The sequence below is a fragment of the Brevibacillus sp. M2.1A genome, assembly GCF_013284355.2.
GTDB lineage: Bacteria > Bacillota > Bacilli > Brevibacillales > Brevibacillaceae > Brevibacillus.
In genome coordinates this window covers 3,896,862-3,916,576 of sequence record NZ_JABSUY020000001.1, presented here as the reverse complement: position 1 = coordinate 3,916,576, position 19,715 = coordinate 3,896,862, and the positions used below count along the sequence as shown (strand labels likewise).

General features: G+C 49.8%; 15 protein-coding genes and 1 riboswitch. All 15 genes read left to right on the top strand.

Annotation, left to right across the window (positions count from 1 at the left end; translation table 11 throughout):
• The first annotated feature begins 50 nt into the window (after positions 1–50).
• The 15 genes from nrdI to HP567_RS18710 all read left to right on the top strand — a co-directional run bounded on the left by nrdI (position 51) and on the right by HP567_RS18710 (position 19,669).
• Entirely contained in the window at positions 51–410 is a 360-nt protein-coding gene (gene nrdI / locus HP567_RS18780) for a class Ib ribonucleoside-diphosphate reductase assembly flavoprotein NrdI (protein WP_173607771.1), read from the top strand.
• The gene (gene nrdE, locus HP567_RS18775) at positions 397–2,481 is read left to right on the top strand and encodes a class 1b ribonucleoside-diphosphate reductase subunit alpha (RefSeq protein WP_173607770.1); all 2,085 of its coding nucleotides are present in this window, start codon (positions 397–399) and stop codon (positions 2,479–2,481) included. Before nrdI ends, nrdE begins: the two co-directional genes overlap by 14 nt.
• A gap of 54 nt (positions 2,482–2,535) precedes the next feature.
• Entirely contained in the window at positions 2,536–3,486 is a 951-nt protein-coding gene (gene nrdF, locus HP567_RS18770; RefSeq protein WP_087350004.1) for a class 1b ribonucleoside-diphosphate reductase subunit beta, read from the top strand.
• An 86-nt stretch (positions 3,487–3,572) separates the two neighbouring features.
• A riboswitch (cobalamin riboswitch) is annotated at positions 3,573–3,771 on the top strand.
• 145 nt (positions 3,772–3,916) lie between these two features.
• Positions 3,917–6,199 (top strand): 5-methyltetrahydropteroyltriglutamate--homocysteine S-methyltransferase, encoded by a 2,283-nt coding sequence (gene metE, locus HP567_RS18765; protein WP_173607769.1) that lies wholly within the window; start codon positions 3,917–3,919, stop codon positions 6,197–6,199.
• 14 nt (positions 6,200–6,213) lie between these two features.
• Positions 6,214–6,708 (top strand): acyl-CoA thioesterase, encoded by a 495-nt coding sequence (locus HP567_RS18760; protein ID WP_173607768.1) that lies wholly within the window; start codon positions 6,214–6,216, stop codon positions 6,706–6,708.
• 323 nt (positions 6,709–7,031) lie between these two features.
• Positions 7,032–8,030 carry a thiamine pyrophosphate-dependent dehydrogenase E1 component subunit alpha gene (locus tag HP567_RS18755; RefSeq protein WP_173607767.1) on the top strand — a complete coding sequence of 333 codons (999 nt, stop codon included), beginning with the start codon at positions 7,032–7,034 and terminating at the stop codon, positions 8,028–8,030.
• 27 nt (positions 8,031–8,057) lie between these two features.
• Positions 8,058–9,092, top strand: a complete 1,035-nt coding sequence (locus HP567_RS18750) for an alpha-ketoacid dehydrogenase subunit beta (protein WP_173607766.1) — start codon at positions 8,058–8,060, stop codon at positions 9,090–9,092.
• Between the two features lie 51 nt (positions 9,093–9,143).
• Positions 9,144–10,388, top strand: coding sequence for a dihydrolipoamide acetyltransferase family protein (locus tag HP567_RS18745; RefSeq protein WP_173607765.1), 1,245 nt, complete (start codon positions 9,144–9,146; stop codon positions 10,386–10,388).
• Between the two features lie 13 nt (positions 10,389–10,401).
• Positions 10,402–11,781: a dihydrolipoyl dehydrogenase gene (gene lpdA / locus HP567_RS18740; RefSeq protein WP_173607764.1), complete on the top strand. Its 1,380-nt coding sequence runs from the start codon at positions 10,402–10,404 to the stop codon at positions 11,779–11,781.
• Between the two features lie 190 nt (positions 11,782–11,971).
• The gene (locus tag HP567_RS18735) at positions 11,972–13,855 is read left to right on the top strand and encodes a sigma-54-dependent Fis family transcriptional regulator (protein WP_173608361.1); all 1,884 of its coding nucleotides are present in this window, start codon (positions 11,972–11,974) and stop codon (positions 13,853–13,855) included.
• Positions 13,856–13,934: 79 nt separating this feature from the next.
• Positions 13,935–15,443, top strand: coding sequence for a YcdB/YcdC domain-containing protein (locus tag HP567_RS18730; RefSeq protein WP_229088076.1), 1,509 nt, complete (start codon positions 13,935–13,937; stop codon positions 15,441–15,443).
• Positions 15,444–15,608: 165 nt separating this feature from the next.
• Positions 15,609–15,974: an SH3 domain-containing protein gene (locus HP567_RS18725; RefSeq protein WP_173607763.1), complete on the top strand. Its 366-nt coding sequence runs from the start codon at positions 15,609–15,611 to the stop codon at positions 15,972–15,974.
• A 159-nt stretch (positions 15,975–16,133) separates the two neighbouring features.
• Complete coding sequence (locus HP567_RS18720; RefSeq protein WP_173607762.1) at positions 16,134–17,021, top strand: MurR/RpiR family transcriptional regulator; 888 nt, start codon at positions 16,134–16,136, stop codon at positions 17,019–17,021.
• A 40-nt stretch (positions 17,022–17,061) separates the two neighbouring features.
• A complete protein-coding gene (locus tag HP567_RS18715) occupies positions 17,062–18,363 on the top strand; it encodes a CapA family protein (protein ID WP_173607761.1) in 1,302 nt (433 codons plus the stop codon).
• A 46-nt stretch (positions 18,364–18,409) separates the two neighbouring features.
• The gene (locus tag HP567_RS18710) at positions 18,410–19,669 is read left to right on the top strand and encodes an MFS transporter (protein ID WP_173607760.1); all 1,260 of its coding nucleotides are present in this window, start codon (positions 18,410–18,412) and stop codon (positions 19,667–19,669) included.
• The last annotated feature ends 46 nt before the right edge of the window (positions 19,670–19,715 follow it).

The following is a 19,715-nucleotide window of genomic DNA, read 5'->3' as shown; positions in this document are numbered from 1 at the left end:
GGCTAAATAACATACATACAGAGTAAAAATAGTAGGATAGGATGAGGGACATGCTAATCGCTTATGATTCAAAAACAGGAAACGTCCGAAGATTCGTCAACAAAATTAATTTGCCACATGTGGAAATTAATCAAGATATGGTGCTGGACGAGCCATTCATTTTGGTCACATACACGACGGGATTCGGACAAGTGCCGGAGAAGGTGGCGACGTTCCTGAAGCGAAATCATGTCCATCTGCGCGGAGTATCTGCCAGCGGCAACCGCAACTGGGGAACCAGCTTTGCCAAAAGCGCGGATACGATCGCGAGCCAATATGGCGTTCCGGTGATTTCTAAATTTGAACTGTCCGGTACCGGCCGTGACGTGGAACAATTTACGAGTGGGGTGGCAGCAATTGCGGCATATTGAACTGAACAACGAACTGATGCAGCGTGGCAACGACGGATTTTATCAACTGGAAAAGGATCGGGAAGCGGTTGCGGTCTTCATGGAAGAAGTGCAGTCCAACACGATGACTTTTAACAGTGTCAAAGAACGCATGGACTATTTGATCGAGAATGACTTCTATGAAAACGTCTATGAAACATACACGGTTGAGCAGGTTGATGAAGTTTTCCGTTTGGCCTATGACGCTGATTTTCAATTTGCTTCGTATATGGCTATCTCCAAATTTTATAAAGATTACGCCTTGAAAACGAACGATAAATCGATGTACTTGGAGCAGTACCCAGACCGGGTGGCCGTTGTGGCACTGTCCCTTGGACAAGGTGACTTTGAGCTCGCCAAGCGTTTAACAGTATCCATGATGGACCAACGTTTGCAACCAGCGACACCAACTTTCCTGAACGCAGGCAAAAGCCGCCGTGGAGAAATGGTCTCCTGCTTCTTGCTCGAAATGGATGATTCACTGAACTCTATCAACTTTATTTTGGGCACTTGTATGCAGTTATCCAAAATTGGCGGCGGGGTAGCCGTGAACCTGTCCAAGCTCCGCGGACGAGGAGAGCCGATCAAAGGCGTCGAGGGCGCGGCAAAAGGTGTCATGCCAGTCCTCAAGTTGTTGGAAGATGCATTTTCCTACGCGGATCAAATGGGCCAACGCAAAGGCTCAGGTGCAGCGTACTACAACATTTTCGGCTGGGATATCAACGAGTTTCTCGATTGCAAAAAGATCAATGCAGATGAAAAAGCGCGCATCAAAACGTTGTCCATCGGCCTGATCGTACCAAACGTTTTCTACAAGCTGGCTGAGGAAAACAAGCCACTGACTGTGTTTGCTCCGTACTCCGTGTACAAAGAATACGGCGTGCATCTGGATGATATGGACCTCGATGACATGTACGAGGAGCTCCTGGCAAACGATCGCATCAAGAAAAAGACCGTGATGAGCGCACGCGAGATGTTGACCAAAATCGCGATGATCCAAATGGAATCAGGCTATCCGTACATCATGAACAAAACGAATGCGAACAACAATCATGCCCTGAAAGATCTCGGCTCGGTGAAAATGTCCAACCTGTGCACGGAAATCTTCCAGCTGCAGGAGACTTCGACGATCACCAATTACGGCGAGATGGACATCATCCGTCGCGATATTAGCTGCAATCTGGCATCGCTCAATATTGTCAACGTGATGGAACGCAAAATGATCCGTGAATCTGTCCACGAAGGAATCGAAGCCATTACAGCCGTAAGTGACATGACGCGTGTAGAAAACGCTCCAGGCGTTCAAAAGGCTAACCGCGAGCTGCACTCAGTAGGTCTCGGTGCGATGAACCTGAACGGTTATCTGGCAAAGAACAAAATCGCTTACGAAAGTGAAGAAGCGAGAGATTTCGCCCGTACGTTTTTCATGATGATGAACTTCTACTCCTTGGAAAAAAGCATGGAAATTGCCAAGGAAACAGGCAAGACCTTCTTGGGCTTTGAACAATCGGAATATGCAAAGGGCACTTATTTTAACAAGTACGTGACGAATGACTACAGCCCACGGACGGAAAAAGCAAAGCTTCTCTTTGAAGGAATGCACATTCCGACGCCAGAGGATTGGGCGGAGCTACAGCAAAAGGTGCAAAAGCATGGCGTTTACCATGCGTATCGTTTGGCGATTGCACCGACACAGAGCATTTCCTACATTCAGAATGCGACTTCTAGCGTGATGCCAATCGTTGAGCATATCGAAACGAGAACGTATGCCAACTCTACGACGTATTACCCGATGCCGTACTTGTCGCAGGAAAACTATTTTTACTACAAATCGGCATATGTGATCGATCAATTCAAAGTAATTGATCTGATTGCCGAAATTCAAGAGCACATCGACCAAGGAATATCGACTGTGCTGCACGTGAACAGCAACATTTCAACCAGAGAACTGGCTCGCTATTACATTTACGCAGCGAAAAAAGGTCTGAAGTCACTCTACTATACGCGTACGAAGCATTTGACTGTAGAAGAGTGCATTAGCTGCGCGGTTTAGTGAACGCGATTCATAAAGGAAAAGCATCAAGCAAAAAGAGAAGAGGAACGCCATATGAAAGCAGTCAATTGGAACAGGCCGGACGACGATTTTACGATGACGTTTTGGAATCAAAACATCATGCAGTTCTGGACGGATGATGAGATTCCGCTATCAGATGACAAGATGGCCTGGATGGAGCTCAGTGCAACTGAACGGGACACGTATAAAAAAGTATTGGGCGGTCTCACCTTGCTGGATACGGTTCAAGGTGGAGTAGGGATGCCGAAAATCATGGAGCATGTCGATGGACTGCAAAGAAAAGCGGTTCTCGCCTTCATGGGCATGATGGAGCAAATCCATGCCAAATCGTACAGCAGTATTTTTACCACGCTGGCATCGACAGAAGAGATTGACGGTATTTTTTCGTGGGTAGAAAATAATCCACATCTGCAAAAGAAAGCGGCCCTCATCTCGAAACGCTATCAAGAAATTGAGAAACCGAAAGATTTGTATATGGCGATGGTAGCGTCCGTCTTCCTGGAAAGTTATCTGTTTTACAGCGGCTTCTTCTATCCGCTCTATTTGGCGGGTCAAGGAAAGATGACAAGCAGCGGGGAAATTATCGATTTGATTGTTCGCGACGAGAGCATCCATGGACTCTATGTCGGCGTTCTCGCGCAAGAAGTCTATCAAGGTCTGAGTGTGGTCGAGCAGACCGCAGCAAAAGAGGAGCTGTATGCCCTTTTGCATGAGCTGCAAGAAAATGAAGAGGCCTATACGACTTCGTTGTATACGGAAATCGGATTGGCTGACGAGGTTCATGCCTACGTGCGCTACAACGCGAACAAGGCATTGATGAATTTGGGGCTGGACCCGCTTTTCCCGGAGGAAGAAGTGAACCCAATCGTGCTGAACGGAATTCGTACGCAGACGAAGCAGCATGACTTCTTCTCGAAAAAAGGAAATGGTTATGTCCGCACGCTAAACGTAGAACCATTGACGGACGATGATTTTAGATTTTAGTATGACAAAAAATGGAATCTGTGTTACTGTATGAACAGTATGCTGCCCTGCTCGTTTAAGGGGGCACTTCACAGAACCATGACAATTTCATAAGAGTGGGAACAGGTTCTTTGGTTATCAAGCTCGACCAAGGATGAAAAGGGAAGTCGGTGAGAATCCGACACGGTCCCGCCACTGTATGTGGGGAGTCGGCACATTTATCAGCCACTGATCCAAACGGATTGGGAAGGCATGTGCAGATGATGATCCCAAAGTCAGGAGACCTGCCTGTTTCGACGACACTGCTTAACCTACGGGAGATAGGGAGGTGTTAGGATGCTGTGATCTCAGTGCTTATTTGGCATTTCTAACGTTCTTTTTGATCGTTGGAGATGCCTTTTTTATTGGGCGGATTCAAGTCAGGATCGAATGAAGAATGGAGAGGAAGCTCATGAAAAGCAGCAATTTGGGATATCCACGGATCGGGAAGAACCGCGAGTGGAAAAAGGCATTGGAAGCATTTTGGGCTGGCACCCTCGATGAGGCAAGCCTGGTTCAGCAAATGGAGCAAATCCGTCACCAAAACCTGTTGGTTCAGCAGGAAAAAGGGGTCGAGCTGATCCCTGTAGGTGACTTTACGTACTACGATCACATGCTGGATATGGCTGTGATGTTTGGATTGGTCCCCAAGCGCTATGAATACGAGGGCGGCCCGGTTTCATTAGCGACATACTTCGCCATGGCTCGCGGTTCGAAAGAAGCTGTCGCCAGCGAAATGACGAAATGGTTTAACACGAACTACCATTATATCGTCCCGGAATTCGGGGAACGACAACCAACCATAACCGAGAACAAGCCTCTCCAGGCATATTTGGAGGCCAAAGAAAAGTATGGCATCATCGGAAAGCCCGTCATTGTAGGCCCGTATACGTTTGTCAAATTGTCCAAAGGATATGAGAAAAACGAATTGGAGATCGTCGTGGATCAACTCGTACCGCTCTACATAGACGTTCTCCAGGAGTTGGAGCTGCACGGTGTGGAATGGGTGCAAATCGATGAGCCTGCATTTGTACTGGATGTTTCGGAGCAAGAACGCGCCCTCATCAAGCGTATCTATGCGCAAATGGGTCAAGCTCTACCACATCTGCAGTGCATGCTGCAAACCTATTTTGAAGCAGTGGATTGGTATGAGGAGCTGGTTTCCTTACCGGTAAAGGGAATCGGTCTTGATTTTGTACACGGAGCGAAGCGAAATCTAACCAATCTGAAAAAACACGGGTTTCCAGCAGGCAAGATTCTCGCAGCGGGAATCATCGACGGTCGAAACATATGGCGTGCATCCATTGAGGAGAAATGGGAGCTGGTCAAAGAAATTTCCGAGATTGTTCCGCTCGAAAAGCTGTGGCTGCAGCCGTCCAGTAGTTTGTTGCATGTACCGGTGACGGTTGAGGCAGAGAGCGGTTTGCCAGAGGAAGTCATGCCTGCATTGGCGTTTTCTGACGAAAAACTGGGGGAAGTACAGCTTTTAGTCCAAGGATTCCGATACGGTAAGTATGTTATATCAAAAGAGATCGCCCAAAATGAAGCGGACTTGCTGAGGCTAGCATTATCCCCAGCGAGGAATCGGGGAGAAGTAAAGAATGCTTTACGTCAAATCGCTACTGCAAAACTTGAAAGAAGTGTTCCTTATCCCGAACGTCGACAGATTCAACAAAATACGTGGAAGTTGCCACTGCTGCCAACTACCACAATCGGAAGCTTCCCGCAGACGGCAGAGGTTCGCCAAGCCCGACAACAGTTTAAAAAAGGGAGTTGGTCAGTGGAGCAATACGATGCTTTCATTCAGGCGCAAATCAAGGAATGGATCGAGATCCAAGAAGAGCTCGGACTGGATGTCCTGGTCCATGGTGAGTTCGAACGAACAGATATGGTTGAGTATTTTGGCGAAAAGCTCGATGGCTTTTTGTTCACGAAAAACGGCTGGGTGCAATCATATGGCTCCCGCTGCGTCAAGCCTCCTATTATTTACGGAGATGTAGAGTTTGTGGCACCAATGACGGTCAAGGAAAGTGTGTATGCAAAATCATTGACCGACAAACCAATGAAGGGCATGTTAACGGGCCCAGCAACCATTTTGAACTGGTCGTTTGCTCGGGTAGATGTCTTCAGAGAAGAAGTGTGCGAACAAATTGCCTTGGCATTGCGAAAGGAAGTAGAAGCCTTGGAAGAAGCGGGGATTCTCATGATTCAAGTCGATGAACCAGCGCTGCGCGAAGGACTTCCGCTCAAAAAAGAAGAGCAAGCCGCTTATCTCGAATGGGCAGTCAGAGCGTTTCGTCTAGCGACCTCTACCGTTGCGCCGAGCACACAGATTCATACACATATGTGCTACTGCGAATTCCATGATTTCATGGATGTCATCAGTGAGCTCGATGCCGATGTGATTTCGATTGAGACTTCCCGCAGCCACGGAGAGCTCGTGTCAGTGTTCGAAACAGGTACATATGACAAAGGCATCGGGCTCGGCGTATACGATATCCATAGCCCCCGAGTTCCAGCTGTCTCTGAGATGGAAGATATGGTAGCCCGAGGTGTACAAGTACTTCCACCTGATCAATTTTGGATTAACCCGGATTGCGGGCTGAAGACAAGAGGGAGAGAAGAAACCGTTCAGTCATTGCGAAACATGGTTGCGGCAACCAAAGCGATTCGGAGTCGTTTGACAGCCCAGTAGGGAAGGTGCACACGATGAGAGGAGCCACACAAATGATGACAGAAGCGCGACCGATCCAACAATCGAGAACCTTTTTGACTGATCTCGTCTTGCCGCCGGATACCAATCACCACCATACCATTTTCGGCGGGAAAGTCATGGCATACGTTGACAAGATCGCCTGCATCGCAGCCATGCGGCATTGCCGTAAGCCTGTTGTCACTGCGTCCAGCGATTCCTTTGATTTTCTAGCGCCAATCAAGACGGGGGAAGCAATCAACCTGGAGGCCTATGTCACCTGGACACATAAGACATCGATGGAAGTATTCGTGAGAGTGGAAGCGGAGAACTTGTTGACCGGAGAAAAGCGGATGACAGCACGCGCGTATCTGACGATGATTGCCCTCAACGATCAAGGAAAGCCGACGAGCGTGCCTGGTGTCATTCCTGGTACAGAAGAAGAGCGGATACAGTATGAAAAAGCGAAGGAACGCCATGTATTGAGAAGGAAGCGGAAGGAAGAGAGGTAAGGAGAAACACCGTGCTACATAGAAGCCTTCGGTTAACTTGTTTGCGACAGGTTACCGGAGGCTTCCTTATTTTATTCGCAAACATAACCCATTTCCAAAAGTTCGTCCCTCGCCGTACCCCTTATCCGTCCAAAGGTATGCGGTGAGCCAGTGTACAAAAGGAGACAAAACGAGACAGGTGTCCACTTTTGTTCCCCCCAAAAAGTAAAGCGGTTACAAAAAACCGCAATGTGACCTGCTTCGGCGGTTGGCATACTTTTTGCGATATCCCTTGAGTCAAAGGCTGGACCTCAATAAAACATGTTCGAGGAGGAGACACGTAAATGACGAAAGTGGATCAGCAAGTCAAAGGGATTCCGTTGTCCCGCGAAAAGGCCGCTTGGATGTACCAAAAAATGCTGGAGATCCGGAAGTTCGAGGACAAGGTGCACGACCTGTTCGGCCAAGGGAAAATACCCGGTTTCGTCCATTTATACGCGGGGGAGGAGGCCATCGCGGTCGGGCTTTGCGCGCACCTGGACGACAGCGATACCATTACCAGCACGCATCGCGGGCACGGACACTGCATCGCAAAGGGGTGCGATCTGAATGGAATGATGGCGGAGATTTACGGTAGAGCCACGGGACTTTGCAAAGGGAAGGGAGGCTCCATGCACATTGCGGATTTGGACAAAGGAATGCTCGGGGCGAACGGCATTGTCGGTGGAGGCTATCCGCTTGCTTGCGGAGCCGCTTTGACTGCCAAGTACAAGCAGACAGGCGCTGTAAGCGTATGTTTCTTTGGTGACGGAGCGAACAACCAGGGGACGTTCCATGAGGGGATCAACCTGGCAGCCATTTGGAAGCTGCCAGCCGTGTTTGTAGCAGAGAACAACGGATATGGGGAAGCCACGCCGTTTTCGTACGCCTCCAGCTGCAAAACCATTGCGGACCGTGCGATCGCCTACAATATTCCCGGCATCCGAGTGGATGGCAAGGATGTACTGGCCGTTTATCAGGCTGCACAGGAAGCGATCGAGCGTGCCCGCCGGGGAGAGGGGCCGACTCTGATCGAGTGCGTGACGTACCGCAACTACGGCCACTTTGAGGGCGACGCCCAGAAATACAAAAAAGAAGAAGACAAGAAGGCGCATTTGTCGGAAATAGATGCGATCAGGAAATTCCGGAACGATTTGCTCTCCGGAAAGCTGTTTACTGAAAACGAGTTGGATGAAATCGAAGCTGCGGTTGACAAGGCGGTCGAGGAAGCAGTCGCGTTTTCGGAAAACAGTCCGTACCCGGAGCCGTCCGAACTGCTGACAGACGTATACGTGTCGTACTGAAAAAACGATAGCAAAGGAGGAAGGAACATGACCAAAAAAATGAGCATGTCGCAGGCAATCAACGAGGCGATGAAACTGGCGATGCGCAGAGACGAAAACGTGATTTTGATGGGCGAGGATGTAGCTGGCGGGGCACAGGTCGACCATTTGCAGGATGAAGAGGCATGGGGAGGCGTTCTCGGGGTAACGAAAGGCCTCGTCCAGGAGTTCGGAAGAGAGCGGGTGCTGGATACCCCGATTACCGAAGCGGGCTATATCGGGGCGGCGATGGCTGCTGCGACCACTGGTCTTCGCCCGATTGCCGAATTGATGTTCAACGATTTCATCGGGAGCTGTCTGGATCAGGTGTTGAACCAGGGGGCCAAGTTCCGGTACATGTTTGGCGGCAAAGCACAGGTGCCGGTTACGATCCGCACGACGCACGGCGCCGGATTCCGGGCGGCGGCGCAGCATTCGCAAAGCCTTTATGCTCTGTTCACGGCCATTCCTGGCATTAAAGTGGTGGTCCCGTCCACACCTGCTGACGCGAAAGGGCTGCTGCTGGCATCCATCGAGGACAATGACCCCGTAATCTTTTTTGAGGATAAAACGCTATACAACATGACGGGGGAGGTGCCAGACGGTTATTACACAATTCCGATCGGCAAGGCGGACATCAAGCGTGCCGGTTCGGATTTGACGATCGTCGCGGTTGGTAAACAGGTGCATACAGCCTTGGAGGCGGCGGAGCAGCTCGCCAGGAAAGGAATTGAAACAGAGGTCGTCGATCCGCGCAGCCTGTCGCCGCTCGATGAGGATGCGATCTTGGGGTCCGTTCAAAAGACGAATCGGCTGATTGTCATCGACGAGGCAAATCCACGCTGCAGCATTGCGACTGACATCGCGGCCTTGGTCGCGGATAAAGGCTTCGACAGTCTGGATGCGCCGATCAAGCGGATTACAGCACCGCATACCCCGGTTCCGTTCTCACCAGTGCTGGAGGACCTGTACTTACCGACGCCACAAACGGTGATTCAAGTGGTATCCGAATTGCTTGGCGACAAATCGCTGTTGAGTGTCTGATTCAGAACGAACGAAAGAAAGAAAGAAAGAAAGAAAACGGAGGGAAAACCGATGGCAGTCGAGGTGCTCATGCCGAAGATGGGAATGGCGATGAAAGAGGGAACGGTTTCCCATTGGAACAAACAAGTCGGCGATCTGGTAACCAAAGGAGAAGTGATCGCTAGTATCAGCTCGGAAAAAATCGAGGCGGATTTGGAAGCACCGGCGAACGGTGTTTTGCTGAAAATCGCTGTTTCGGAATGGGAGGGTGTGCCGCCTGGAACGGTCATTGGATATATCGGTCATCCAAGCGAGCAAATCTCGGAGGAAACGGCCGCAACGGCGACGTTCGAAACGGTTGCTCCCGAGAAAAAGCCGGAGAAGCCAGAGGTTGCGGCGAAGTCGACCACAATAGCAGCAAGTCCGGCGGCTGCGAAAGAAGTGAAAATTTCCCCGGTCGCGCGCAAGTTGGCCGAGGCGGCCGGTCTTCCCTTGGAATCTCTCATCGGCACGGGACCGGTGGGCAGGATCACAAAGGAAGACGTAGAAAAGGCGATCGCTGACCGGGAGGCGAAGCAAGCTGTAGCAGCGGAGGATGATAGACCACCTGCCGTTGTCGTGGAGGAAACGACGGAGCAATTGCCTGTCACGGGAATGCGGAAAGTGATCGCTTCCCGGATGATGGCCAGTTTGCAGGAAAGCGCCCAGCTTACGATCACCACACGGGCCGATGTCACGGACTTGATCGGTTTGCAAAAGAAAATGAACGAAGTCACTCAAAAAGAGCATGACATCAAGCTGACCCTAACCGATCTCATCGCGAGGGCGACGGTTCTCGCTCTCCAAAGGCACAAGCAAGTAAACAGCGCCTATATCGATGACCGGATTCATCGGTACGGGAACGTCCACCTGGGAATAGCCGTCGCGCTCGAACAAGGGCTGGTCGTTCCGGTCGTTCGGTACGCGGAATCAACATCGGTGCTGGACCTCTCCCGCCGGATCAAAGCGCTGGCTGCACAGGCGCGGGAAGGGACGCTTGGCATGGAAGAGATGCAAGGGTCTACCTTCTCCATTACGAATCTTGGGGCTTACGGAATTGATTTCTTTACGCCGGTGCTGAATCCACCGGAGGCTGGCATTCTGGGTGTAGGGGCCGTGCAGGAAACGCCTGTCTTCATCGATGAAGAAGTGCAGCGGCGGAGCATTCTCCCACTCAGTCTGACGTTCGACCATCGCGTACTGGACGGAGCACCGGCAGCCGAATTTTTATACACGCTGAGAAAATACCTGGAAGAGCCGTACCGGATGCTCTTGTGAAGGACGTGATGGGATGAGTACGATTGCAGTGATCGGAGGGGGACCTGCCGGCTACGTTGCAGCGATTGCCGCCGCAAAAAAGGGCAAACAGGTCACCCTGATCGAGCAGCAGGTGTTGGGTGGGACCTGTCTGAACGAAGGATGTATGCCAACCAAATCGCTCCTGGAGTCCGCGGAGATGGCCGAGAAAATAAAGCATGCCGACCGTTTCGGAATTCGCGTGCCCGAGCGGGAAGTATCGATTGACTGGCCGGGAGTGCAGAGCTACAAAAACAACATCGTACAGCAACTCGTCATGGGAATCGGATTTCTCATGAGAAAAAACAAAATCAAGGTGCTGACGGGCAAGGCTCGTTTTGTCAGCCAACGCCAAATAGCGGTAGAGAATGATCAGGGAGAAGAAATTGTTGAAGCCGATAAAATCATCATCGCTTCGGGATCGGAGCCGATTGAGCTACCGTTTGCGCCGTTTGACGATCGCTGGATCATCCACAGCGGACAAGCGATGTCGCTTTCAGCGGTTCCCCAGACATTGCTGATTATCGGCGGAGGTGTCATCGGATGCGAGTTTGCTAGCATATACAGTCGCATGGGGTGCGACGTGACAGTGATTGAAATGGCGGATCAGCTTCTCCCCGGCGAAGATGCGGATATTGCGGGTGTTCTGCATGATCAGCTGGAACGAACCGGGGTGAAGATCTTGACCTCCACGTCGTTGACCTCGGTCGATCAGCAGACGAAAACCGTTCGTTTCAAGAACCCGGATGGTAGCGGGGAAGCCGCAGCAGAGATTGTGCTGGTTGCCGTCGGAAGGATACCACGGACGGCTGAACTGCAACTTGATCGGGCGGGTGTAGCATTCGGCAAGCAAGGTATTTTCGTAAACGGGCATATGCAAACGAACGTGCCACATATTTACGCATGCGGGGATGTTGTCGGAGGCATCCAGCTCGCCCATGTCGCTTTTCATGAGGGAACGGTAGCAGCCTTGCACGCGTGCGGTCTGGACGCCAAAGCCAATTATCGGGCCGTACCGAGGTGCATCTACACGTCGCCGGAAATCGCTGGTGTCGGCCTCACTGAGAAGCAAGCCAGGTCGCAATATGGAGACGTGCGAATCGGAGAATTCTCGTTTTCTATTAATGGCAAGGCAATGATTCTCGGTGAAGCAATCGGAAAGGTGAAGGTCATCACGGAACCGGAATACAACGAAATACTGGGTGTGTCCATCGTAGGTCCGCGTGCGACGGAGTTGATCGGGCAAGGAACGCTCATGATCCACGGGGAAATGACGGCGGATATGATGGAAACGTTCATTTCTGCCCACCCGACGTTGTCTGAAGCTGTTCACGAAGCTCTGCTGTCTGCCATCGGTCATGCCTTGCACGCCTGAAGCATCGGTGCAATCAAAAGCCCCCTGTAACCCAGGGGGGAATTTTGATTTGGACCATTGTAAGCGCTGCTATTATTGATTAGAATTTAGACAAAGAGAGACGACCTTGCATACATTCTGGCAGGAGTTACTTCAGGCGAGTTACTGAGGGAGGGAATGTATCTTGTTTGAATTCGCATTAAGTTCGCAGATGTGGAAGCGGTTCGTTCAGGAAGGTGTATTGGATTCTTCCCGGATTCACCAATCCATCATCGAATCTTGGTATCGCTCCCGGAACGCCCAAGTCAGCCCGTACTTGGACCGGGGAAGGCACATTCTGAGCGGGGAATCTCTTAGGCACCAACAGCAAAAGAATGCTTTGCTTATGGACGTCGCTGCCCCTTTTCTCGAAAAAATGGATCGAATCGCGAGCGAGATGGGAATGATCGCGCTTCTAATCGATCCGGAAGGCTACGTGCTCTGGATGAAGGGAAACAAAAATGTCCGGGAGGTAGCCGAAAAAATACGATTCGTAGAGGGCGTGCGCTGGACCGAAGCCGAAATGGGGACAAATGCAATTGGGACGGCGTTGTCACTGGGGCAGCCGATTATGGTAACCGGCTCGGAGCATTATTCCATAGCTTCCCATGGCTGGAGCTGTGCTGCCGCTCCAATACGCAGCGATGACGGGGAGGTCCTGGGTATCCTCGACGTTTCGTGCCCGGTCGACCGGGCGCATCCATACATGCTGGGGATTGTTACCCAAGCCGCTTATACGCTGGAAAAAGAAGTGAAAATCCGCTCTCATCGCGATGAGATGGAATTGATTCAGGGATCGATGGAAGTACTGGAAAAGGAACAGCCGCTCATTATTTGCACCCCACGTCAAAACGTCGTCGCGGCGAGTAGGTCGATTCGTCAGAACATTCCGAACTGGAGTGGGATGCGTGCCGATGAAATATACATACGCGGGTACCAAAATCGGATGGAAGTGCCGATTTGCTCTGCGGAGCACGGTGGTTTCATCGGCAAATGTATCTACCTTCGGAATGCAGAGGAGCAACAGGTAAGGCAGGCCGTCTATCAGGACAAGGGTTCCGCCAAGCCGTTTCGGTTCCTTGGCGAAGCTGGCACAAGCCGTGTATTTCGAAAGATGCTGGAAGAGCTTGGACGGGTTGCTTCCACGGACATCAATGTCTTTATCCTGGGCGAGACAGGCACCGGAAAAGAAGTGATCGCACGTTCGATTCATGAAAACAGCAAGTGGGCAAGCGGGCCGTACGTTGCGGTAAACTGCGGCGCGATCCCGAGAGAGCTGCTGGAAAGCGAACTATTCGGCTATGTGGAAGGGGCGTTCAGCGGGGCGAAGCGAACCGGAGCGAAGGGGAAATTCCAACTTGCCCACCAAGGAACTATTTTCTTGGACGAAATTGGGGAAATCCCCCACTCCATGCAGGTGTCGCTTCTCCGTGTCTTGCAGGAACGGAAAATTACTCCGCTAGGCGGCAGTCAAGAGATACCCGTCGATTTTCGCGTGATTGCGGCCACGCACCGCAATATCCATCAACTGGTCAAAGAAGGTAAGTTCCGAGAAGACCTTTTTTATCGTCTGTACGTATATCCGGTGCATGTTCCGGTACTCAGGCAGAGGGCAGAAGACATCCCGCACCTCGTTCACCATTACTGCGAAAAGCATGACTGGGATGCTGTTTTCCCTCCGGAATTCTTTGCCGCGCTGATGGCTTACACCTGGCCAGGAAACATTCGCGAGCTTATGAATGTACTGGATAAATTGCGGATTCTCTCTATGAACAGCTGCGACGACCTCTTGCATCTGCTGCATTCCTTGCTCTATCAAAACGCAGAGTTGAGCAAAAGCGTCTCCTCCAGCCTTAGCTTTTCTGAGCAGAGGATGGAGGAACATGGGGCTTCTCTTTCGTTTCGCGATAAGATATTGCAGCAGCAAATGGTCGAGGCGCTGCAAAAGACGAACGGGAATGTGTCGAAAGCGGCAAAACTTCTGGGAATCCCCAGAAGTACATTCTACAAACGAATGCATCGGTTTGAAGAAACGACAAATTCCCCTCGGAGTTGACGGTGTCAGAGGGGAGCACTACAGGATAAGTCTTCCTCTCTGCCAACTGAGAAAATGGAAGAGAAGGTACGCGAGCGAGTTGAAAGGGTATAGGTTAATTAATAAACATTATAAGGAAGACAGCTTTCGCCGTTATCCTGCACCGATCTGGAGCTTGCACTTCACCAACATGCCAAAAACAGCTAAAAAAGAAGAGTATGACGCATACTCATCCGTTAGGCTTGAGCTGGATGCGCATACGGGCCGACTGCTTTTCATGAATATCCGAAATCCAGCATGGGCTTCAGCTGATTACCCGGAAGAAAAGCTTGCCAGAGACAAGGCTGCAACTTTTATCGAGGACTTATTCGGTACGGAAGCAAAACAGCTGAAAGCCGAACAAAATCTCGGCAGAGGAAAAGCAGGATCTGGTGACGGGAAAGGCAACAAGCTGGAATGGGCTCACACCACCGTCGACTATCACTCTCTCATCAATAACCTCCCTCTGTCCAGCAACTCTCTCTCTGTATCCGTTGATCATGCTGGTCATATTATTCGCTATGAAGCGTATGATTTCATCGATCCTAGCAAAGTGAACTGGCCTGATCCGAAAAAAGCGATAACACTTGAGGAAGCGAGCAAAATCTATAAGGACAAGCTTAAGATGGACCTGGTATACGTATCGGAGCAGCCGATTTCCTATGCAAAAAATGGAAAGCCGGCAGAAAAGAAACCGATGCTCATTTATCAATTGAATACCAGTGGTTGGATCGACGCTCTAACCGGCAAAGTCATAAGGGAAGAAACCGAAATGTCAGGAGAGAGTGTTCATGTAAAAGGAGAAGGGAAAAGCATCAAAATAGCTTCCCGCGAACAAGGAGAGAAATGGCTGAAAACTCAGTTTGGTATTGATGTGTCTGGTGCGACCTTTGAATACGATGATCACAAGGACAATCTTTTAGATGGACTTCAGACAATCGAATCCTATCGTTGGATGAACGATTCAAATAAAGGTACGCCTGCATTTGAGCTGGTTAGCATCACGACAGATGAACAGAGTGATCGGCTCATCGACTTCGATCTGATTTTGCCAGACGAACGAAAAACAGAGCAGAAAATCAGTGTAGAGGAAGCGAAGAAAAAAGCGATCGCAGCACTCGTACCTTATCTTGACCCGGCGTTAACGGAGCTATCGCTTATCATAGAGACTCCTGAAGAGGATATTCCGGAGTGGGTAGACAAGAACAAGCTGGATAAGGAAGAGGATAAAGCGTATTCATTCACTTTCCTCGGAAAACGCAACGGGATCGAAGTATATGACGAGTCTTATATGGTGAGGGTAGACAAGGCAACGGGGACGATTACAAAGTTAAACCTCCACCCTCTCAACCCGGGCATTACCCTTCCAGATTCCAAGAAGATTGTAAGTGCAGCAGAAGCAAAAGAAACGATCCAACAAGAAATTGACCTGGAACTGGTCTACGTGTGGGAGCAGTATGATGGTCAAAGAGCTCCCGAACCGCAGTTGGTCTACCAGCGCAAATGGAAGAATGGCTATAGCTTTATCGATGCTTCGACAGGGGAGCTCGTCAAGGTGTCCCGCCAATAAATGACGACAGCCGATTTGCTCTCGCAGCATTATCGGCTTTTTTGGTGCGCCTAGACTGGGCGTCGTCTCAAAGGTGAAAGTCGGCAACCACGCAAAAAAATATCCATGAGACATGAGTTCAGATATAATGAGAATATATGTTCCTATTCTTGTGAGGTGTTTCACGTGACGAAGAAAAATGAGGTCGTAATCAAAAATCATCGCTCCAATTATCCGAATCCGATCACGCTTGTAGAAGGGCAAAGAGTTAGAATAGGCAAGTTGTATGATGGACCGGAAAATTGGCAAAATTGGCGGTATTGCTACACCTTGGATGAACAGCAGCTGGAGGGCTGGGTACCTGAGCAAATCATTGAAAAAGATGGGGAGATTGGGATTTTGACCACCACCTATACGGCAAAAGAGCTAAATGTGGACGCTGGTGATCGCGTAGTCTTTATGCATGAGTTGAATGGCTGGAGCTGGTGCGAATTAGAGAGCACCGGGGAATGTGGATGGATTCCAAATGAATGTCTCAGTACGGAACGATAAAGAAAAGAGAAGGGGGCATCCGACTACGGAGGCTCCTTTTCGTTATCCACCAAAATGAAGCATAAACTACATTTTCCAAGAAGTATTGAAGTGATTTATTGCAAGAGATATACTATTCTCAAAATTAAAACAAATCAGCATGATAAAGGAGCTTCAGGCATGGCACAACTCGTAAAAGAACGGATTCGGAAGCAGTATGGAAAGCTGACAGCAAGCCAAAAAATCATCTGTAAGATCGCGATTGAAAAGCCAAGCTTACTTGCGATCCATACCGCCAAAAAAATCGCGGAGTTTACGAATACCAGTGAAGCGACCGTCATTCGCTTTTGTTATGCATTGGGTTACTCCGGATACACAGAGCTTCAGGAAGAAATCAAAAAGTCTCTATTGATAGGAGACCAAAGGAAGGGGCCGATTCAGAAATATCGAGACACGGAGGTTACGCTGGATCTGAGCAATTACGCTCATCAAGTGATGGAAAGTGATATTGCGTATCTCCAACAAGGCTTGCAGCAAATTGATTACACGTTGCTCCAAGAGGTGGTTAAAAGCATCGTACAGGCAAACCGAATCGTAGTGGTAGGGTTTCGCTGGTGCCATATTCCTGCAAAATGGTTGTTCCAGGCGTTGAATGCGATCAAAGGAAACACACATCTGTATACGGGAGCCGTTGATAACGCAGATTATTTTCTCACCGAACGGGATCAAGAATGGCTAGTCATTGCGATTTCATTTCCTCGTCATCCTGGCGAGACGGTCGCAATGGTCCATTCAGCAAAAGAGTTGGGAGCGAAGATTTTGGCGATTACGGAAGGCGAGTTCTCCCCCATTAGCCAAGTCGCAGATTATCTTCTGAAAATCACCACACCCCAACCCGTTGCCACTAGCGGTATGCCCACACTATTTTCCATGCTAAATGTTCTAATCAAAGGCGTCATGCTCCATGACGCGGAAAATGTCCAGAAACGATTGCACCACTATGATGAAATCAGTTCGAAACTATACTCGTTTGTCGGAGAGGAAGAGGAAGACTTCTCGATCTTTTGAAAGCAGAAAAAAGGAGAAAAGGGAAAGGGGAATCCTGCCAATGACCAAGCCGATTTGGTTCACAGCGACTGGCGACAGCTTCATTACTCGCAATCTTCCATACAGGGACCAAGCTTTTGAAGAGATAGCCAGCTTGCTGCACCGTGCGGACGTACGCATTGCGAATCTGGAGACGACCGTACACGATAATGAGGGCTATCCCAGCGCACAAAGTGGAGGCACGTGGGCAATGTCACCACCTTCCGTTTTGCAAGTCATGAAAGATTATGGCTTTAACATGATTGGCTGGGCGAATAACCATGCGCTCGATTATTTGTATGGGGGGCTAGAAGCAACGGAACGATATCTCAATGAGTATGGCTTCGTCCATGCTGGCGCAGGCAAAAATCTCGCTGAAGCGGGAGCTCCGCGTTATCTTGAATGCGAAGGCGCCAGGGTAGCCCTGATCGCTGCGACATCGACTTTTCATCCATGGTGGGCGGCCGGAGATCAGCGTTCGGATAGTATCGGGAGGCCAGGTATCAACCCGATGCGCTATGTGATGACTCACCACATTACGGAAGAAAAGCTCGCTGATCTGCAAGCCATTGCGGAGTCGACGGACATTAACGCCTTCAACAAGCTTCTCATCGAGGAAGGCTTCATGAACGATCCGGGCAAGGAGATCTTTCTCTTCGGAAATGCACGTTTCATGGTAAGCGAAGAAGAAGGGACGACTACTCAGCCGCATCCGCGTGATCTGAACAGAATCGTCAAAACGATTGAGCAGGCAAACAGGCGGGCTGATTACGTCATCGTGAGTATTCACGCTCATGAGATGAAGGGGGAAGCGAAAGAGGTTGCGGCTGATTTCTTGCCTGTATTCGCAAAAGCGTGCATCGATGCGGGTGCACACGCAGTGGTGGGACATGGCCCCCATTTATTGCGAGGCATTGAAATCTACAACAACCGACCGATCTTTTACAGCCTGGGAGATTTTATTTTTCAGACAGAAGCCGTTACGAGTCAGCCCGCAGATTTCTACGAGCACTATGGTTTAGACCACACCCATAATGTGGCAGATGCGTTGGAAGCGATGAGTGCCAACTATACACGCGGACTCTGTGTGCACAAAGAAGTGTGGGAGTCGGTTATTCCCTTGTGGAAAATGCAAGATGGTGAACTTCTCGAACTGGAGCTGCATCCGATTGAACTAGGTTTTGATCTGCCTGTACATCGTATGGGGTGGCCGAAATTAAGCGGGGATACCACCATTTTAGAGGGGCTTAAAGCGTTGAGTGAACCATATGGCACAGTGATTGAGATCACGGATGGAATTGGGCGCGTGAGACTTACAAAATAGCGGGAAACAGCGGTAGTCTATTTCCTGTACAAACGGAGTGATTCACATGATGGCCAGAATCACAATGATTATGTTGTTTTTGCTATACATGATCAATTATGCGGATAAAACGATTGCGGGATATTCTGCCGTGCCGATCATGACTGAATTTTCATTGAACGAAAAAGACTGGGGACTTGTTGGAAGCAGTTTCTTCTGGTTTTTCTCCATAGCCGGGATTGTAGGCGCGGCATTGTCGGATCGCATCGGGACGAAAAAAATGCTGGCGATCATGGCACTTTCCTGGACTGTCATTCAATTCGGCGCTTATGCGATCGCGGGTTTGCCGATGCTTGTCGTAGCGCGGGTATTGCTTGGAATAGGCGAAGGGCCGTTTTGGGCAACAGTTGTCAGCCATTTAAACAAATGGTTTTCCGAAGAAAAGCGTGGATTGGTTTATTCCATCGTGAACTTCGGTGCTTTCGTCGGTGCGGTTGCTTCCGCACCGGTGATCGTCGCGCTGATTGATAGCTATGGATGGAGATTTTCCTGGGCGTTTATGGGCGCACTCAGTCTGATGTGGCTCTTGGTCTGGCTGTGGATCGGAAAAGAAAAACCACTTGTCAGCGTCGCACCTGCAAAAGTCGAACCTCCGACCTTGCCAAAAGCGAAATGGTCGGATATATCCGGTGTCTTGCTCTCATCCACGTTTCTATTCTGTTTTTTAATCTATTTTGCTCAAATATGGGGGACGACCTTCGCATCCGTATGGGAGCCTGTCTATCTCGTCAAGGTCTTCCAGTTTACGAATCAGGAAATGGCCTATGCGATTGCTGGCACGGGACTTTTAGCTGGACTGATGACCATACTGATTTCTTCCATTGGTGATCGTTTCTTTAAAAAGCATCGCAGCTATCGCAAATCATACGTTCTGGTTGGAGGTGTTTCGATTATACTAGGGGGACTGTGCTTTTACAGTGTTACTCTTTTTCAATCTACGGTACTTGTTTTGATCTTTCTGTGTCTAGGAAAAGGGTTTGCTTTTTCTGTTGGAACAGCTGCCTCAGTCATTGTCAGCAGCTTGTGGCCAGAACGCACGGGACTTTTGGTAGGCGTGTTGTCCAGCCTGGTTACGTTGGCAGGGATCATCTCGCCGCTAGTAACAGGCTCTATCGTTCAGTCTGCTGGAGATATTGGCACTGGTTTTGGCAACGCCATGATCGTCAACGGGTTGCTCTTTATCATTTGCGGCGTGCTTTTCCTGCTCTTTGTGAAGCGCAATGAACAAGTCAATCAATCAGCACCGCCAATCCCTCATGTTTCCTAAAAGTAATACTTTATAGGCTTGGTTCCAGATGTTAAAATTTTCTGAA